Consider the following 17,155-nt stretch of genomic DNA (forward strand, 5'->3'; position numbering starts at 1 on the left):
AGCTTGTCGATGGGCCAAGGGGCTATTCGATGGCGTGCTGCTGGTCCGTGGGCATGCACGCCTACTGCCCCAAGGCCGGCTTTGCGTCCCCCGGGAAGCCGTCGAAGTAGGTGACGCTCGCCGCGCGATGGAGGCCGGAGCTGGTGCTGCTCGTCCCGGGCCGCTCACGACAGCTGTTGAATCCCTCCCGGGGTTCAACTCAGCTGTTCGCGCACGAGATCAAGGAATGCCTGTCGGCTCGGATGTATGTGCGCCCAGACCTTCTCGTCCTGCGGATCTTCCGGGTCTTCGGGGCCCTTTCTGATCACCTCCTGTACTGCCCAGGCGAGGCTGCGTGCCGCTTCGCTGACCTCGGGCGCGCACAGTACGTGGATCGTCTTCTGCGTCACCCACACCTTGTCAAGGACCTGCCGTGCCCGGGCCTGCCACTGCTCGTCAGCCAGGTTGTGGTGATGCCGGTCCACCGCGACTCGTTCTGCTTCCTGCACCGCAGACAGAAATTCGATGAGGTGAGTGAGACGCTCGCTACGGCGCGTCTCGGCAAGTTCACGAGCACTGCGACGCGCCTCGCCGCGTTCCAAGGCGTGTCCTGCCGAGCGCTGGGTCAGTATCGACATGAGCCCGCCGAGCAGGACACCGATGAGCGGTGCAAGCGTTGTCCACACACCGTCAGACTATGACATCGATGGCATGGACATGGGGCCGGGGTTCGGGCAGTTCTGGGCTCTGAGGCTGTCCCTGGTGTGCACCCCAACCGGTATGCCGATCTTGTGGTCCCCTGCGAACCCGAAGTTGGACGAGCGCGAGGTGCTGACGGCGATGTTGGATCGTGAACCGGACACAGTCGCCGACCGCTCCCGCCTGCTGGTGATCACGGACAAGGGCTTCGCCTCCAAGGAATTCGAGACCGATCTGGCCATGCGCGGGACAGAGCTGCTGCGACCCTCGTTCAAGCGGGAGAAGCGCCGCAAGGGCGAGGCACTACTGAAATCGGTGCGGCAACCTATCGAGTCGGTGAACGACACCCTCAAAGCCCGGCTCGGCCTCGAACGGCTCGGCGGGCGGACGCCGGCCGGGCGTCACCGTACGCGTCCTGCAACGACCCGTCGGGCGCTGCCCTATGCCGGCAGGTCCGGAATCCGGCGTCGCGCTTCCGACCGCCACAACCCCTCACCGCCGTGTGCGAGGGACTCATCGCCTTCCTCGGCCACCTCCTCCAGATAGTCCAGCCGGGCCTGCGCCAGGCTCAGTCGGCCGTTGGGCCCGCCCCGGACGAAGTGGGCGTCCGCGTCGTCTTGCCCGTCGTCCTCCCAGCCGCACTCGGGGCAGATCTCGAAGTTCGCCCGCTCCTGCAACGTCCGCTCGGAACAGCACGGGCACGCCACAAGGCCGCTTGCGGTGTCGACCGACGCAATGGTGAGCGGTTCTTCAGAAGTCATGCCGCCATCGTCCCGTGCGCCCGAATGATCCACAAGAAACGGGAGCGGGGAACGCCCGGCGCGGGGGCCGACATAGGATGGGCGTTTCATCTGGGGCCCGCTTGACCAGCGCGTAGGCCCCGGCCGTTCTTGCCCTTGCTTGCGGAGTCCTCATCATCATGCGTCCTCGTCTTCTCCTCGTCGTCGCCCTTTCGGCCGTCCTGCTGACCGCGGGCTGCGACGGCGCACCCGGCGGCGGGGCGGCCGGCGGCGGGGCGCCGACCCCGTCGGCGGAGCACGCGGGGACCGTACGGGCGGCCGTCGAGGCCACGGGCCGCACCAGCGCCCGGCTGGCGCACACGACGGAGATGGGCGACGGCACCACGACGTACACCATCACGGGCGCGGGGGACTTCGACCTCGCCAACGACCGCGGGAACCTCTCCGTGGAACTGGCGGGCACCCGCACCGAGGAGGTCTTCGCCGACGGCAAGGTCTACGTGCGCGGCGCCACCGGTCCCGCCCGGGGCGTCTGGCTCGTGGCCCACCGCGACGCCGAGGCGCGCCACCTGCTGCGGCCCCCGGCCAACGACCCGGAGTTCGTGCTGCGGCAGGTGTCCATGGTCAAGGAGTACGCCCAGCTGCCGGCGGAGGACGTGAACGGGGTCCGGGCCGTCCACTACCGGGGCGTGCTGCCCGACGAGGCGATCTCGCTGCGGATGACGAAGGACGCCCTGGACAAGGTCGCGACGATGCGGACGGCCTTCGGCGGCCCGATCCCGGCGCTGGCGGACGTCTGGGTGGACGCCCAGGGACGTGCGATACGGGCGCGGGTCGGCATGGAGATCAAGAACCTGCCGAAGACCGTCACCACCGTCGGCTTCAGCGAGTTCGGCAAGGCGGTACGGGTGACCCCTCCGGCCGGCGAGGAGACCGAGGCGTCGGACGGGTTCACGGGCCCGGCCATCGGCTGACGCGGACCAGCGCCCAGCGCCCCGCGCCCCGCGCCCGTCGCTCAGCCGCGCCGCGGCGACGGCGGGCCGACGGGCGCGGCCAGCCGGGTGCTGAGCCTGAACCGCAGCTCGCCCGCCGCCCTCCTGACCACCTCGGGCCGCACACCGTCGTCGAGTTCGCCGAGCAGGATCATCAGGGCCCGGGCCTCGTCGGCGCTGATCAGCTTCAGACGGGGCTCGGTGACCCCGTCGAGGAACACGTCCAGCATCTCGTCCATGGGGAGAACAACGCGGCAAGCCCGTCGACGTCACGACCCTTGGCGGCCCCGCGCACCCGGGCGGGGCGAGACCTGCCACGGCCGTGGCGGATTGGCCGGGGAACTGCTGCTGAACTGCCACAACTGTGGCAGGGTCAGGTGTGGGCCCGATGTGAGGGCCCGGTGTTCGTTCGGTGGGGTCCGTGATGCGGGAGTGTGACCGGTGACAGAAGCCTTCTCCATACCCCCCGCGGTCATGGACCGGATCGCCGGCCTCGGCGCCCGGCTCGGACGCGGGCGCGAGGAGGTGATGGACCCCCGGGCCCTGAGCCTCGCCTCCGGGGTCCCCCTGGACGTGGTCCGGGAACTGCTCCGGGGACGGCCGGCCGGGGAGCCGGACATCCACCGCCGCTTCCGCCAGCGCCTCGACCTCCTCCACGACACGCACCGCAAGGACACCGGCCGCAAGTACTCGCACGGCGAGATCGCCGCGCAGAGCGGCATCTCCCGCCAGCAGGTCCAGGCGCTGCTCGGCGGCGACCGGCGGCCCACGATGGACCACTGCTCGCGGCTGGAGAAGTTCTTCCACCGCCCGGCCGGGTTCCTCCAGTCCGAGGACGCGGAAGCGCTGGCGGGCGCGCTGGCCGAGGTCGAGAAGGGGCTGCTGCGGGAATGGACCGCGCGCGACGCCCCGGCGTCCCTGTACGCCCGGCACGGCGTCGACGGAATCGCCCTGCGCGCGGCATTGCTGTCCGAGCGGGACCGTACGAGGCTGCTCCGGTGGCTCGACGCCTACATGACCGAACCCCTGGCCGGAGTGAGCCCGGTGCGAGCTCCGGGCGTGGCCGCGGGACCGCCCTGAGGGCTGCGGCGGGGAGCCGTCGGCCGCACGGAGCGGCGAGCGGTATCAGCGGGGTCGGGGCAGGCAGGGCAGGCAGGACAGGGCAGAGCAGGGCCACAGGGGAGAACGGCGTGTTCAAACAGCGGGAGATCCGGCAGTCGGTTGGCGCCCTCGTGGGCGCGGTCAGTCACCTCCAGGCCCCGGTGCCGGGCGAGGAGATGTGCCGCGCGCTCTGTGCGGCGATGGGGGAGCGCCGCGGCCGGAAGATCGAGTTCCGTACGACCTCCTTCCCCCCGGGGACCGCCAGCGGGCTCGCCCTCGACCTCGGCGAGCGGGACCTCGTCGTCGTGGAGAAGCGGACCGTCCCCCTCCACCAGCTGATCATCACGGGCCACGAGCTGCGGCACCTGGAACTGGGGCACTGCCACCAGCACGTCGCCGAGCGTTCCCTGGCCGCCCGGCTCCTGCGCCACGACGCCGACTTACAGCACGTCGTCGAGTCGGTGCTCGCCGTCGCGGGCCGTCAGAGTCCCGAACTGGTCGCCGAGGACGGCACGGCCGCCAGGAGCCACGCGCGGCAGGAACAGGCCGCGGAACGCTACGGCCTGGAACTGGCCCACGCCGTACGGCACCTGCTGTCCGGCACCGCCCCCCAGCTGCTCGACCGGGAGACGACCTCCGGCCGGATAGAGGTGGCCCTCGGCCACCTCGGTGAGCGCGGCTGACCGTGTTCGACGTGAACTTCTGCCTCCCCGTCGCACTGGGCGTCCTGGTCGGCCTGCTCAGGCTGCCCGCCCTGCTGCGCAACCCCCGTGACCCGCTGCTGCGGTCGGTGGGGGCGCTGCTGCTGACCGCCGTCGGGGTGTTCGTCTTCGCCGCCGTCCCGATGATCGCCAAGGTCAACGAGGTCACCGGCGTGCCGAACTTCGCGGCGCCCCTCGTCTACTCCCTGCTCACGGCCTGCGCCGGCTCGGGCCTCGTCCTGGTCATCAACTGGCGCGGCGGCCGGCCCGGACACATCCGGCGGGCGAAGCGCTGGTGCATCGGCGCCTACTGCGCCGTCTGCGCCGCGCTCTTCGCCCTGTTCGCCCTGGGCAGCGCCCCCGTCGAACGGCTGCGGGACTTCGACACCTACTACGCGGGCACCGCGTACATCCGCGAGATGATCGTGCTCTACCTCCTGGTCCACACCGTCTCGGCGCTCCTGATGTCGTTCCTGTGCTGGCGCTGGCTGCGCGAGGTGTCCGGCGAACTGCGCGTGGGGCTCGCCCTCATCGTGGTGGGCTACTCGCTCTCCGTCTGCTTCGACGTGTGCAATTTCACCGCCATCGGCGCCCGCTGGGCCGGCCTGGACTGGGACTACCTCAGCACCGATCTGGCCCGGGGCGTCGACGCGCCGCGGCTCGCCCGCCGCGTCCAGCGGGCCGTGGCCGTACCGGTGGCCGCGGCGTGGGACCTGGCCGTCGGGCAGGACGTCTTCTACCCGGAGGTGCGGGGCGGGGCTCCGACCCTGCGGGACCGGATCCTCGCCCGCTACGTGGACCGCCTGGTCAGCACCAGCTGCGGCAGCCTCGCCATGGTCCGGGACCTCACCGACGTCACCTCCCTGCAGGCCCCGCTCACGACCCTGGTCAGGCCCCGCGTACTGCTGGGCGCCGTACGCGGCCCCCTGCTCCCGCCGTTGGGCGCCCCGCAGCTCACCACCCGCGAACGCACCCTCCTGCGCGCGGACTGCCCGCTGCCGTCGGCCCGCTGACGCTCCTCAGGCGGCGGCCGCCGTCCCCTTCTCCGGCTGCGGTCGCGGCGCTTCCACCGGCCGCCTCGGGGGCGGCGGGGTCCTGGGCGGGTGGGTCGGTACCCGGGGCCCCCTGGCGTCCGTGATCCCGGTCATGACCGGACAGGTTACGCCCCGGGCCGGGCGCGTGACGGCCGGTCGCGGAGCGCGCGGCGGACCGGCGTACCCCCGCTCCCCGGGGTGCGGTGTTCCGCGAGCCTGCCCCACCCGACCTGACCAGCGGGTTCCGGGGGAGGATGGCGGGACGCACGAGAGGGAGGGGGCGTGGCGGACGTGAGTGACGACCGGCTGCGGGACCAAGAGGGCTACGAGGCACTGCTCGCCGTGATGGGGCTGGAGCCCGTGGGGACCTGGTGGCTGCCCGGCGTACGGGAGGCGGCGACGGCCCGCCGGCTGCTGGCGGCGGCGGCGGCCGCGGAGCGCGAACCCGCGACGGGGCCGGCCGCCGGGCACGCCTGCGAGCCGCCCGCCGGGCATGCCGCCGGGCATGCCGCCGGGCATGCCGCCGGGCCGCCCGCCGGGCATCCCGCCGGGCACGCCTCGGCCGTCTCGCCCGAGGCGGCGGCCGGGCTGCTCCTCGCCGGTGGGCGCGAGTTCCTGCTGGCGTTCGAGGGACCCCACGCCCCGCGCGGATGCCGCGGCCGGGCCTGGCACCGGGTCCGGATACCGGCAGCCGACCCCGTCCCGGCCCTGGCCGCCCTCTTCCGCGCGGCGGACCCGGACCCGCGGGGCCTGCTGGTCGCCACCCCGGACGGCGAAACCGTCGCCCGCGTGGACCCGGGCCCCGGAGCCTCGGTCGTGCTGGTCCTCACCGGGACGAGCGCGCGCATCGAGGCGGCGGCCAGGGCCGGAGCGCGGGAGACCGGCGAGGAGCGCGCAGCCGTCTGGGACGGCTTCCTCGCGTCCCTGAGCGCCGCCGGCCCGGACGCCCCGCTCCACCGAGCCTGGGCCGAGGGCCTCGTCTCGAACCCGGCCACCCCCGAGCCCGTACGCCGGGCCCTGGCGCTCGCCGAGCCCTCGCTGATGTGGCTGCTCCCCCCGGACGCCCTGGTGGAGGCCGTTCTGGCGCAGCCCGACCCGAAGGCCAGGATCCAGGCCGTCGAGAGGGGGCCGTCCCTCGGCTCCGACGACTGGGACCGGCTGTTCCGCGCCGCCGCCACCGAGCGCGAGCGGTGGGTCCTGGCCACGGTCGCCTCCGACGGCGGGGCCGTACTGGGGGAGCGGACCTGCGCCCTGCTGGCCGCCGATCCTTCCGCCCGGGTCCGGACCGAGGCCGCGCGGCTGGCAGTCCTGGCGGTCCACCACCGCGTCGCCCTGACGGAGGACCCGGACGCCGGGGTCCGGGCGATGGCCTGCCGACGCGCCTGGCCCGCGCTCCCGCCCGAGCGCCGCCGGGCCCTCCTCACCGACGAGGCCCCGTCGGTGCGTGCCCGGGCCCGGCTCGCCCAGTACGAGGAAGTGCCGCTCTCCCTGGCGGATTTCGCCGGAGAGGAGCCGGACCGGGAGGCCGTCGAGTCCTGCCTCCTCAGCCCCGACCTGGTCGAGCACCTCCTCGCCACCGGCGACGCCCGCCTGCGCCGGGCCCTCGCCGCCAACCCCCGCCTCGATCCGCGGACCGTGGCCCGGCTCGCCGAGGACCCCGACGACGGGGTGCGGCAGGCGGTCGCCCTCCGCGCCGACCTCACCGAGGAGCAGCGGGCCGCGATCCGGGTGGACGTCGACCCGTCCCTCAGGTCCTACGCACTGCCCTGGGTCGTGGAGCGCCACGAGGACCCGGAGGCCATGCGGGTGCTCGCGGCCTCCTCGCACCCGGTCGTGCGCCGGAGCGTGGCCCGGGCCCGGCAGCTCCCGCCGGACGTGGTCGAGCGGCTGGCCTGGGACCCCGACCGGGCCGTGCAGCTGTTCCTCGCCGAGTCCTGCGACGACGCTCCGGCGGAGATGCTGTTGCGGGTGTGGACCTGGTGGACCGGCAGCCTGTCGTCCCCGGGGCGCCCCCGTACGCACCCCAACTTCCCCCGCGAGGGCCTCCTGCGGTACGCGGACGACCCGCACGGCCGGATGCGGCAACTCGCGCTCGACGACCCGGAGTCCTCCGCCGCACTCGTCGCCCGCTTCGCCCGCGACCGCGACCCGGAGGTCCGCCGCCGGGCCGCCGAGGACCCCCGCCTGCCCGTCGCCGAGGCGGCGCTGCTGGCCGAGGACCCGAGCGATGTCGTCCGTGCGACGGTTCTGCGCTCGCGCCTCCTCCCCGCCCGCCTCCTCGCCGACCGCCTCCGCGCCCCGGACACGGCCACCGCCGCCGCTCGCAACCCCGGCCTCCCGCCCCATGTCATGGAGGCGCTGGCCCTCCACTTGACCGGCGGCCCCGGCTAGGGCGCCGCGTCCGCCCGATGTCCCCGGACCGGGCCGGGGGAGCGCGGAACGCGTCCCGCGGGGCGGCCGCGAAGGGGGGCCGGGTTCACGGGGTGACCGTGACCGTGGCCGCGCCGAAGGTGCCCCTGGACGCGAACAGCAGGCCGCCGTCGGCCGCCGGGTGCAAGCCGTCGAGGCGGCGGCCGAGCGAACGGCGCGCGACGGCCCGGCCGTCGGGCCCCAGCGCATACACGCCGCCGTTGTCGGAGCCGACCAGGAACCCGTCGCCGTACGGGACCGGGCCGGCCACCAGCTGCTGCCCCACGCCCGTGCCGGTGCACCACAGGCGGCTCCCGTCCACCGGGTCGACGGTGCGGAACCCGCCGGCGGGCCGGTGCATCCAGACGGCGTCCCCGACGTGCCCGAACCAGGCGAACGGCTCGTACGCGGCGTGCCATTCGGGCTCCCGCGCGCCCGGGCCGAAGGAAACGAGGGAGGCCCACCCCGCGACCGCCACGAAGCGGTCCCCGGCCGGCGGGGCCGTGAACACCCTGCCGTCCCCGGGGCGCAGCGGCTCCGGCAGCCGCCACCGCGTAAGGGCGGCGCCGTCACGGGGGTCGAGGAGGACGACCTCGCTCCCGCTGCCGGTCAGCAGCCCCGCGCCCCACGGGAGGGGCCGTGCGGAGCGCACCGGCGACCCGGTGGTCCACCGTACGTGCCCGTCGGCCAGGGCGAGCCCCGTCATCGGCGTGTACCCGCGCCAGCCGCCGATCACGACGGTGTCCCCGGCGACCGCGAGGTTCCCGGTGAATCGGGGCGTCGGGGTGCTCCACAGCACCGCGCCGGTCCGCAGGTCCAGGCAGCTCAGCCGGTCCGGAGTCTGCGGCAGCACCAGGACCCGGTCCCGCGCGAGCACGAGGTCGCGCGGCCACGTGCCGAGGGGCACGTCCCAGCGCACCGCCCCGTCCGCCTGCTCCAGGCAGACCAGCCTGGTGCGCCGTTCGTGCAGGACCACGCAGTCCGGGCCCGTCACCACGGCGGAGTGCCCCCCGCGCTGGTGCAGTTCGCGCTCCCAGCGCACGGTGATGTCCATCGTGACCTTCCCCTCCCGGAGGCCCGGACGCCCGGCCCTCCGGATGCGTGCCGACCGGCGGCCCTCGTCCCGCCTGCCCGCCATCCCACACGAGGTGGCCGGGGACATGCCCATCTTTTTTCGTTGACATGGAGTGCACTCCAACACCTAGCGTCCTGATCAGACGCACCCGACCGAGGAGTCCGCAGCATGACCGACATCTCCCGCACTTCCCCCCTTCCCACCCGGCACCTGGGCGGCCTGGCCGTCTCCGCGCAGGGCTTGGGCTGCATGGGCATGAGCCACGGCTACGGAGACTCCGACGACGCGCAATCGATCGCGACCCTCCACCGTGCCCTCGACCTCGGGGTGACGCTCCTCGACACCGCCGACTTCTACGGCGGCGGCCACAACGAGGAACTGATCGGGCGGGCCGTCGCCGGGCGCCGCGACGAGGTGGTGCTGGCCACGAAGTTCGGTTTCGCCAACCGCCTCGGCGAGCCGACCCGGATCCGGGGTGACGCCGCCTACGTCCGCCAGGCGTGCGAGGCGTCGCTGCGCAGGCTCGGAGTCGACCACATCGACCTCTACTACCAGCACCGCGTCGATCCCCGGGTGCCGATCGAGGAGACCGTCGGCGCCATGGCGGAGCTGGTGCGGGCCGGGAAGGTCCGCCACCTCGGCCTCTCGGAGGCCGGCGCGAGCACCGTCCGGCGGGCGCACGCGGTGCACCCGATCGCCGCGCTGCAGAGCGAATGGTCGCTGTGGACCCGGGACCTGGAGGCGGAGATCGCCCCGGTCTGCCGCGAACTCGGCATCGGTCTCGTCCCCTTCTCCCCGCTCGGGCGCGGCTTCCTGACGGGCCGGTACCGCTCGGTCGAGGCCCTGGACGAGACGGACGTGCGGCGCAGCCAGCCGCGCTTCGCCGACGGCAACCTGGAACGGAACCTGGCGATCGTCGCGAAGCTGGAGGAACGGGCGGCGGCGAAGGGAGTCACCGCCGGCCAGCTCGCCCTGGCCTGGCTCCAGCACCGGGGCGAGGACGTCGTACCGATCCCCGGCACCCGCCGCCCGCGCTACCTGGAGGAGAACCTCGGGTCCCTGAGCGTCGAGCTGTCCCCGGAGGACCTCGCCGCCATCGAGGCAGCCGCCCCGGCCGCGCACGTCGCGGGCACCCGCTACGACGCGACGAGCCTCACCTACGTCAACAACTGACCGACCGCCGCCCCGCCCTCGTACGTCAGCCGGCAGGCGCCGGCCGTCAGGCGATGCCGATGACGAACGAGGCCCGGTATCCGGCGCCGTCGGGAACCGGGTTCAGGGTCAACTGGGCGCCCTTGGCGGCGAAGCGGTCGTCGCGGGTGTTGGGGTGCGCGGGGGCCTTGCGACGGGAGTACGGCTGGCGCGCGTAGATCGTTTTCAGCAGTTCTTCGGGCAGGAACAGCTGCGAGGAGACCTCGGCGCGCTTGCCGGTGCGCACCTTGAAGTGCACGTGCGGTGCGATGTGCGCGTACCAGCCCGGCACGATGGTCCGGAACGACACGCGGCCCTGCCCGTCGGTGGTCTGGGTGCCGCGCAGGTAGGTGGCCCCGTCCTGCGAATAGATGCCCGAGGCGTCGGCGTGCCAGATGTCCACGGCCGCCTCCGCCAGCGGCGCGCACCCCTTCGAGGCCCGTACGACGTGCAGGTCCAGCCGCAGCGGCACCCCGACGCGGTCTTCCGTGACGTCGGAGCGGTGCCGGCTCTTCGGCGTGTAGTACGGGCCCTCTCCCGTCTCGGCGGCGAGGACGCAGGCCGGTGAGGGGCCGGAGGGCCCGGGCGTCCCCGCCCGTCCGGCGGGGGCCCGGCCGGCCGCCTCCGGGCCGCTCCGCCTCCCCGCGCAGGCCGACGCCAGCGCGGCCACGGCGGTGGTCGGGACGGCCAGCAGCAGCGTGCGCCGGTGGGAGTTCACGGGTGAGGGGCTGTCGGCGCCGGTCATGGCCAACCTTTCACGGGGGTCGGGGCTGGGGCGGGGCCGGGGCGCAGGCCGCCGGTCCCCACCGTGGCGCAGCCGGGCCCCCGTCCGCCCGGACACGCCGCCGCCCCGCTCCGGATACCTCCCCCCGGCCGAGGCGGGCGGCGCCGAACGGGGACGCACGCGGGATGAGCGGCGGCCGGGCCTCCGCTCCGTGGCGCGAAAGCGATCACCGCTCCGTCCGCCCGACGCGTGGTCCCTATGCTGGCGGCATGCTCGACATACCTCTTTCAGTACTCGAAGTCGCGATGGTCCAGACGGACACCCGGGCCGCGGACACCCTGCGGGACACCACCGCCTTCGCGCAGGAAGCGGAACGGCTGGGCTACCACCGGATCTGGTACGCCGAGCACCACCACTCGCCCGCGATCGGCGCTTTCCCCCCGGTCGTGCTGACCGCCCACGCCGCTGCCTCGACCTCCTCCGTCCGCCTCGGATCGGGCGGAGTGCTGGCCCCCAACCACGCCCCCCTCATGCTGGCGGAGCAGTTCGGGACGCTGGCCGCCCTGCACCCCGACCGCATCGACCTGGGCATCGGCCGCGGTCCCGGGACCTTCGACGAGGCCACGGCGCGCGCGCTGCGCCGAGGAGCCGGACCGACGACCGATGCCGAGTACGAGGCCGACGTGGCCGCGATCCTCGCCTTCCTCGTGGACGAGGTCGCCCTCGGCCCGCTGCCGGAGCCGTGGCTGCTGGCCTCCAGCCCCGCCGGCGCCGGCCTCGCCGCGTCGCTCGGCCTGCCGGTCGCCGTCGCCCACCACATCCGCCCGGACCACACCCGTGCGGTACTGGAGCGCTACCGGGCGGACTTCACTCCGTCCCGCTGGTGCGAGCGGCCCCGGGTGCTGCTGTGCGTGGAGACGGTGTGCGCGGAGACGGCGCAGGAGGCGGCGTGGCGCATCGGGCCGATGGACGTCATCAAGGCCGGGCTGCTCAAGGGCCTGAGCGAGGCGCCCTTCCCGACACCCGCCGAGGCGGCCGCCCACGTCTTCACGCAGGACGAGCGGCAGGCGCTGGATGCCTTCCGGGCACAGCAGGCCGTCGGAACGCCCGAGACCGTCGTCCACCGGCTGGCGCAGCTCGTCCGGGAGACCGGCGCGGACGAACTGATGCTGACCACGCCCGTCTACGACCTCGGCGACCGCCTCCGCTCCCACCAGCTCATCAAGGAGTACAAGGGGCAGCCGTCCGGGGGCGGCTGCTAGTTTGCGGTCGTGGACCTGTTCTCCCGCTCCTGGTCGGCGTTGCGCGCCGCGGTCGCCGGGCTCCTGGACGAGGACTTCGCACGGCCGTCGGGCTGTGCCGGATGGCTCGTCCGGGATCTGGTGTGCCATCTGGTCATCGACGCCCAGGACGTCCTGATCACCCTCGTCACCCCCGCCGACACGGAACCGACCCGCGACGCGGTGACGTACTGGAAGGTCTCGACGGCCCCGCCGGCCGGCGACGACCCGCTGGACGCGCTGATCGTCCGGCTGGCCGCCGCGTACGAGGACCCGGCGCTGCTGAGGTTCCACCTCGACGACGTCGGTTCCGCCGCCGGCCGCGCGGCCGCACTCGCGGACCCACAACGCCGCGTCGCCACGCAGGACATGGTCCTCACCGCCGGGGACTACCTCGGTGCGTACGTCCTGGAGTGGACGCTCCACCACCTCGACCTGGTCGCGCACCTTCCCGGCGTGGCCGGACCGCCCGCCGAGGGGCTCGCCCGCTCCCGGCGGATACTGGAGACGATCGCCGGGGCCGCCTTCCCGGCCTCGTTCTCCGACGCGGACGCCCTGCTGACCGGTACCGGACGGCGCGCCCCGACGGCCGGGGAAAGGGAGCGGCTGGGCCCGCTCGCCCCACGGCTCCCCTTCGTCATCGGCTGACGGCCGTACGGCCGCTCCCGTCCGCCGGGGCCGGATCCGCCGCCTCCGCCACGTCCGCCACGAGCTCGGCGACGATCTCCGTGCCGAGCGCGTAGGCGGGCACGCCCGAGGTGATCAGCGCGGTCTCGGCGACCCCGATGAGGTCGGCCACGGTCGCGCCGGCGTGCAGCGCACCCCGGGCGTGCAGGCGGGCCGGATGGTCCCGGCCGAGGGAGAGGAGCTGTCCGAAGTGGACGAGCTGCTGCACCCGCGCGCCCAGCGGACTGTCGGTCAGCACGATGTGGCGCAGCGCCGCGAGCGCCTCCTCGGTGGCGAGCCGGTCGAACGCCCGCGCCAGGCGCAGCCGGTCCTCGACACCGCGCGGGACGGCTCCGAGCGTGGCCCGGTAGCGCTCGCGCACGGCCTCCGCCCGCGAGGCCGTGCCCGGGGCCGGAGCCGGGGCAGGATCCGGGGCAGGATCCGGGGTGGGGTCCGTCATGACGCGACCCGCGCGATCGAGGCGCGCACGGCCTCCAGCGCGCCGTCCGGGAAGTCCACGGCCCCGCCGATCGCCGCCGCGGCGATCTCCGCCTCGGCGCTCTCCTCGATCGCCACCACCAGGTGGGCGGTGGCCGCCGAGTCCGGGCCGAACACCAGCAGCCCGTGGTTGGCCAGCAGGGCGGCGGCGGTCGTCGGGCGCCGCTCCAGGACGTCGGCGATGCCGCGCACCGATACGTCCGACCCGCGCGGCCCCCACGGCACCACCGGCACCTCTTCGGCCTGACCGAAGCGGAGCATCGGCTCGGTCCGGCACGGCAGCGGCCGGTGGGCCACGGCGAAGGCCGTCGCGGCGGGCGAGTGCGTGTGGATGATCGCGCCCACGTCGGGGCGGGCGCGGTAGACCGTGCTGTGCATGGCGATGATCTCGGCGCTGACGGAGCGCAGCTCACCCCCGAGGACCCGCCCGTCGAGGCTGACGGTCGCCAGGTCCCCGGGCCGCAGCCCGCGGACGAATCCCGGCGTCAGCAGGAACCGCTCGCCGTCCAGCCGGGCACTGAGGTTCGCGTGCCCGGAGTGCGCCATCACCCCCGCCGCGAAAAGCATCCCGGCGGCTCCGACGATCTCCTCGGCCCGCTCGTTCACCCGGTGTTCTTCGGTCATCGCGCCATCTCCGAACTCGGTTGTCAGCGGCCGCTCTTCCGCCGCTGTCCACGTGCCGACCACTCTTCAACTTGAACTAAGGTTCAAGTCAACTGCGGGAGGTGCGGGACGTGCGCATGACCATCGGCCGGCTGGCCGAGATCACCGGAGTGCCGGCCTCGGCCATCCGCTACTGGGAACGGCACGGCCTGCTTCCCCAGCCCGAACGCCAGAGCGGCCAGCGGCGCTACCCGCCGGAGGCGGCCCAGCGGATCGTGATGCTGCGCAAGTGCCAGCAGGCGGGGCTGACCCTGGTCGAGATCCGCGAGTTCCAGCAGGAGCGGTCGCGCAGAGCGGCGATGATCCGGGACAAGGTCGCCGAGATCGAGCAGCGCATGGTCGACCTCGACCACGCGCACCAGCTCCTGACCCACGCCCTCCAGTGCGGCGAGGAGGACATCGTGGCGTGCCCGAAGTTCCGCGAGCAGATGGCGTCGTGGGACGCGCCGGCCTCCGGGGGCGGCCCGGGCTGACCCCGGTGTGTCCACATGGAGCATCGGCCGGGAGGCGCCGGCGCCGGGCGGGTATGTGTGCACGCGCCCGCGCCGCGGGTGCCACGTGCCCGGTGTCACGTGCCGCGCACACGGAACAAGGAGCCCCCATGGAGACCGTCACCCTGAACAACGGTGTCGACATGCCGGTCCTCGGCTTCGGCGTCTACCAGATCCCGCCCGCCGAGACCGAGCGCGCCGTCGCCGACGCCCTCGCCGCCGGATACCGCTCCCTCGACACGGCGGCCGCGTACGGGAACGAGGAGGCCGTCGGGCGCGCGATCCGCAGCAGCGGCATCCCGCGCGAGGACCTCTTCGTCACCACCAAGCTCTGGATCTCCGACGCCGGGGAGGAGAAGGCCGCGCGGGCCTTCGAGACCTCCCTGCGCAAGCTCGGCCTGGACCACCTCGACCTGTACCTGATCCACCAGCCCTACGGGGACGTGTACGGGTCCTGGCGCGCCATGGAGCGGCTCCAGCACGAGGGCCGCGTCCGGGCCATCGGGGTCTCCAACTTCCACGGGGACCGGCTGGTGGACCTGATGGACCACAACGAGATCACCCCGGCCGTCAACCAGGTCGAGACCCACCCCTTTTACCAGCGCACCGCGGACCAGGAGCTGATGCGCGAGCGCGGGGTGCAGATCGAATCCTGGGGCCCGTTCGCGGAGGGCCGCAACGGCCTCTTCACCCACCCGGTGCTGACGCGGATCGCCGCCGCGCACGACAAGTCCGTGGCGCAGGTCGTCCTGCGCTGGCTCGTGCAGCGGGGAGTGGTCGTGATCCCCAAGTCCGTCCGGGCGGAGCGCATGGCGGAGAACCTCGACGTCTTTGGTTTCCGGCTCACGGACGACCAGATGGAAGCCATCGCCGCCCTGGACACCGGGAGGTCGCTGTTCTTCGACCACCGCGACCCGGAGATGGTCAGCCGGCTCGGGAGTGTCGTCCTGAATGTATAATTTCTACGCATTTACATGAGTTTTACCAACCCTCCACGCGAACGGCGCCGCAGCAGGTCATCCGTGGGGGCGTAGGAGATGAGATTCATGAAGCGTTCCATCCGCTTCCGCCGCGCCGCCGTGGGCGTGGCCACGACGTGTCTGGTCGCCGGGGGCGCCGCGCTCGGCGCCACCGGCGGCGCGTCGGCCGCACCGGCCGCGGCCCCGTCCACCGCCTCCTCACCGGTCACCTCCGTCCCCGGCGACGACCACAACCGGAACGACAACGGCAACGGCAACGGCAACCGGGACGACCGCCACGACGGCAACCGGAACCGGGGGGACCACCACAACAACCGCTGTACCTGGGAACGCGGCCACTGGGGCAAGACCTGGGTCAGGGGCCACTACGAGAAGACGTGGCACGAGGGCAAGTGGCACCACGGCTGGAAGAGCCACGGCTGGTACGAGAAGCACTGGGTCCCCGGCCACCAGAGCAGCTACTGGGTGCCGGGCCACTGGAACTGCCACGACAAGTGGTGACGACCGGGAACGGCCCGTCGTCGCCGTGACGCAGGAGGCGGCACGTGCAGCTCGACGAATCGCAGAGGGCCTGGGCGGCGATCATCGGTGTCATCGGCGTCATCCTCGCCAACATCGCGGCCATCGTCCTGATGAACACCATGGGGCGGTGATCCCCGGCTCCTTGGCCCGACCCCACCCGCGGCTGCCATGTCCCTGATCAACCGGGTTATGTTGTGCGTTCCATCGGGGGACGACGCAACGGAGCACAGGCATGACGCACAACAGCGGGCCACACGGGTACGGGGGCGGCTGGGCCGGGGCCCCGCAGTGGGGAGGCATGGCGCCGGCGGCGCCCCAGCCGGGGGTGATCCCGCTGCGGCCGCTCGCCCTCGGGGACATACTCGGCGGAGCGTTCCAGACCCTCCGCCGCCACTGGAAGGCGGTCCTCGGGGTCGTCCTCGCCGTGCAGGCCTTCGTCCTGCCGGTGATGGCCCTCGTCGTGGGCATCGCCGTGGCAGCCGTCCACCAGCACTTCGACCCCGTCTTCGACCCGCCGTACGGCGAGGACCCGGCGTCCGAGCACGTCGTGCCGCTGCTCGTCGCGGGCGCCACGGTGTTCGCGCTGCTCCTCGTCATCGGCATGCTGGGCATGGCCGTGATCTGCGCGCTCTGCCCCGCGGTCCTCAAGGAGGCCGTGACGGGCCGCCCCACCCGCTTCCGCCCGATGTGGCGCGCCTCGCTGCGGCGGGCTCCCGCGGTCGCCGGTGCGGTGTTCCTCGGCGCCCTGACGGCCGCCGCGCCGATGCTCGTCGTCCTGGCGGTGTGGGTGCCGCTGGTGGCCGCCACGGACTCCCGCGACGGGGCGTCCCTGCTCCTCGTGCTCCTGCCCGTGCTGCTCCTGATCGCCTTCCCGCTGTCGGTCTGGCTCAACGTCCGGTTCAGCTTCGCCTCGGCCGCCGTGGTCCTGGAGAACGCGGGTCCGCTCACCGCGCTGCGCCGCTCGGCCGCGCTCGTGCGGGGCGACGGGTGGCGGATCCTCGGCATCACCCTCGTCGGTGCCCTGCTCGCCGGGGTGGTCGCGTGGGTGATCCAGCTGCCGTTCAACCTCATCGGCACGTTCGCGCTGATCCCGGCCATGATCACTCAGCCCCAGGACGGCGGCGGGCCCTCGGGAGGGCTGATCGCCGGCATCGTCGCCGCCGCCCTCCTCGCGGTCGTCGGCGCAGCCGTCAGCCAGGTCTTCCAGATCGGCTTCGGCCAGCTGGTCAGCGGCCTGCTGTACGTGGACCAGCGGATCCGCCGCGAGGGCCTGGCCGAGGCGATCCTCGCGGACCTGGCACCGGCTCCGGCCCCCGCCCCGGCCGCCCCGCCCGCCCCGCCCGCGCCCCCGCAGTAGCCCGTACACGAGGGGAACGACTCCGCCCGGGCCGCGTCACAGCGGTCCGGGCG

At 73.8% G+C, this 17,155-nt stretch carries 20 protein-coding genes; 13 read left to right on the plus strand and 7 right to left on the minus strand.

The window, feature by feature from the left end; translation table 11 throughout:
- Positions 1-194: 194 nt before the first annotated feature.
- Positions 195-665, minus strand: a complete 471-nt coding sequence (locus ACFYYT_RS24720) for a hypothetical protein (RefSeq protein WP_351825336.1) — start codon at positions 663-665, stop codon at positions 195-197.
- A gap of 94 nt (positions 666-759) precedes the next feature.
- Here ACFYYT_RS24720 and ACFYYT_RS24725 point away from each other — a divergent pair, with 94 nt between their 5' ends.
- Positions 760-1,224 carry a hypothetical protein gene (locus ACFYYT_RS24725; RefSeq protein WP_388609341.1) on the plus strand — a complete coding sequence of 155 codons (465 nt, stop codon included), beginning with the start codon at positions 760-762 and terminating at the stop codon, positions 1,222-1,224.
- Here ACFYYT_RS24725 and ACFYYT_RS24730 read toward each other — a convergent pair.
- Complete coding sequence (locus ACFYYT_RS24730) at positions 1,119-1,439, minus strand: CPCC family cysteine-rich protein (protein WP_351825260.1); 321 nt, start codon at positions 1,437-1,439, stop codon at positions 1,119-1,121. The genes ACFYYT_RS24725 and ACFYYT_RS24730 overlap by 106 nt on opposite strands.
- 158 nt (positions 1,440-1,597) lie before the next feature.
- Here ACFYYT_RS24730 and ACFYYT_RS24735 point away from each other — a divergent pair, with 158 nt between their 5' ends.
- Positions 1,598-2,392 carry a hypothetical protein gene (locus ACFYYT_RS24735; RefSeq protein ID WP_351825257.1) on the plus strand — a complete coding sequence of 265 codons (795 nt, stop codon included), beginning with the start codon at positions 1,598-1,600 and terminating at the stop codon, positions 2,390-2,392.
- A gap of 41 nt (positions 2,393-2,433) precedes the next feature.
- On the opposite strand, the gene ACFYYT_RS24740 is transcribed toward ACFYYT_RS24735, so the two are convergent.
- Entirely contained in the window at positions 2,434-2,649 is a 216-nt protein-coding gene (locus tag ACFYYT_RS24740; RefSeq protein WP_351825254.1) for a hypothetical protein, read from the minus strand.
- A 202-nt stretch (positions 2,650-2,851) separates the two neighbouring features.
- On the opposite strand from ACFYYT_RS24740, the gene ACFYYT_RS24745 reads away from it, so the two are divergent.
- The 4 genes from ACFYYT_RS24745 (at position 2,852) to ACFYYT_RS24760 (ending at position 7,637) form a co-directional block, all read left to right on the plus strand.
- Positions 2,852-3,490, plus strand: coding sequence for a helix-turn-helix transcriptional regulator (locus ACFYYT_RS24745; RefSeq protein WP_351825251.1), 639 nt, complete (start codon positions 2,852-2,854; stop codon positions 3,488-3,490).
- Positions 3,491-3,600: 110 nt separating this feature from the next.
- Positions 3,601-4,194, plus strand: a complete 594-nt coding sequence (locus tag ACFYYT_RS24750) for a toxin-antitoxin system, toxin component (RefSeq protein ID WP_351825248.1) — start codon at positions 3,601-3,603, stop codon at positions 4,192-4,194.
- Positions 4,195-4,205: 11 nt separating this feature from the next.
- On the plus strand, positions 4,206-5,225 hold the full coding sequence (locus ACFYYT_RS24755; protein WP_351825245.1) for a hypothetical protein: 1,020 nt from the start codon (positions 4,206-4,208) through the stop codon (positions 5,223-5,225).
- Positions 5,226-5,528: 303 nt separating this feature from the next.
- Entirely contained in the window at positions 5,529-7,637 is a 2,109-nt protein-coding gene (locus ACFYYT_RS24760) for a PE-PGRS family protein (protein ID WP_388609271.1), read from the plus strand.
- 85 nt (positions 7,638-7,722) lie between these two features.
- Here ACFYYT_RS24760 and ACFYYT_RS24765 read toward each other — a convergent pair whose 3' ends face one another.
- Positions 7,723-8,709, minus strand: a complete 987-nt coding sequence (locus ACFYYT_RS24765; protein WP_351825239.1) for a PQQ-binding-like beta-propeller repeat protein — start codon at positions 8,707-8,709, stop codon at positions 7,723-7,725.
- A 189-nt stretch (positions 8,710-8,898) separates the two neighbouring features.
- Here ACFYYT_RS24765 and ACFYYT_RS24770 point away from each other — a divergent pair, with 189 nt between their 5' ends.
- Positions 8,899-9,903 (plus strand): aldo/keto reductase, encoded by a 1,005-nt coding sequence (locus ACFYYT_RS24770; protein WP_351825236.1) that lies wholly within the window; start codon positions 8,899-8,901, stop codon positions 9,901-9,903.
- Positions 9,904-9,949: 46 nt separating this feature from the next.
- Here the strand turns inward: ACFYYT_RS24770 and ACFYYT_RS24775 are convergent, their stop codons facing one another.
- Positions 9,950-10,666: an intradiol ring-cleavage dioxygenase gene (locus ACFYYT_RS24775; protein ID WP_351825233.1), complete on the minus strand. Its 717-nt coding sequence runs from the start codon at positions 10,664-10,666 to the stop codon at positions 9,950-9,952.
- Positions 10,667-10,914: 248 nt separating this feature from the next.
- Between ACFYYT_RS24775 and ACFYYT_RS24780 the strand changes: the two genes are divergently transcribed.
- Entirely contained in the window at positions 10,915-11,907 is a 993-nt protein-coding gene (locus ACFYYT_RS24780; protein ID WP_351825230.1) for an LLM class flavin-dependent oxidoreductase, read from the plus strand.
- 9 nt (positions 11,908-11,916) lie between these two features.
- Complete coding sequence (locus tag ACFYYT_RS24785) at positions 11,917-12,573, plus strand: maleylpyruvate isomerase N-terminal domain-containing protein (protein ID WP_351825227.1); 657 nt, start codon at positions 11,917-11,919, stop codon at positions 12,571-12,573.
- Here the strand turns inward: ACFYYT_RS24785 and ACFYYT_RS24790 are convergent.
- Positions 12,563-13,051, minus strand: coding sequence for a carboxymuconolactone decarboxylase family protein (locus ACFYYT_RS24790; protein WP_351825224.1), 489 nt, complete (start codon positions 13,049-13,051; stop codon positions 12,563-12,565). The genes ACFYYT_RS24785 and ACFYYT_RS24790 overlap by 11 nt on opposite strands.
- Positions 13,048-13,713, minus strand: a complete 666-nt coding sequence (locus ACFYYT_RS24795; protein ID WP_351825221.1) for a class II aldolase/adducin family protein — start codon at positions 13,711-13,713, stop codon at positions 13,048-13,050. The genes ACFYYT_RS24790 and ACFYYT_RS24795 overlap by 4 nt, the downstream gene beginning before the upstream one ends.
- Positions 13,714-13,829: 116 nt before the next feature.
- Between ACFYYT_RS24795 and ACFYYT_RS24800 the strand changes: the two genes are divergently transcribed.
- The 4 genes from ACFYYT_RS24800 (at position 13,830) to ACFYYT_RS24815 (ending at position 17,102) form a co-directional block, all read left to right on the plus strand.
- Positions 13,830-14,225, plus strand: a complete 396-nt coding sequence (locus tag ACFYYT_RS24800) for a MerR family transcriptional regulator (RefSeq protein ID WP_351825332.1) — start codon at positions 13,830-13,832, stop codon at positions 14,223-14,225.
- Positions 14,226-14,353: 128 nt separating this feature from the next.
- Entirely contained in the window at positions 14,354-15,202 is an 849-nt protein-coding gene (locus ACFYYT_RS24805) for an aldo/keto reductase (RefSeq protein WP_351825218.1), read from the plus strand.
- Positions 15,203-15,289: 87 nt separating this feature from the next.
- Positions 15,290-15,724, plus strand: coding sequence for a hypothetical protein (locus ACFYYT_RS24810; protein ID WP_351825215.1), 435 nt, complete (start codon positions 15,290-15,292; stop codon positions 15,722-15,724).
- 253 nt (positions 15,725-15,977) lie between these two features.
- Positions 15,978-17,102: a hypothetical protein gene (locus ACFYYT_RS24815; RefSeq protein ID WP_351825212.1), complete on the plus strand. Its 1,125-nt coding sequence runs from the start codon at positions 15,978-15,980 to the stop codon at positions 17,100-17,102.
- Positions 17,103-17,155: the final 53 nt, after the last annotated feature.

Source organism: Streptomyces sp. NPDC002032 (assembly GCF_042890765.1).
Taxonomy (GTDB): domain Bacteria; phylum Actinomycetota; class Actinomycetes; order Streptomycetales; family Streptomycetaceae; genus Streptomyces.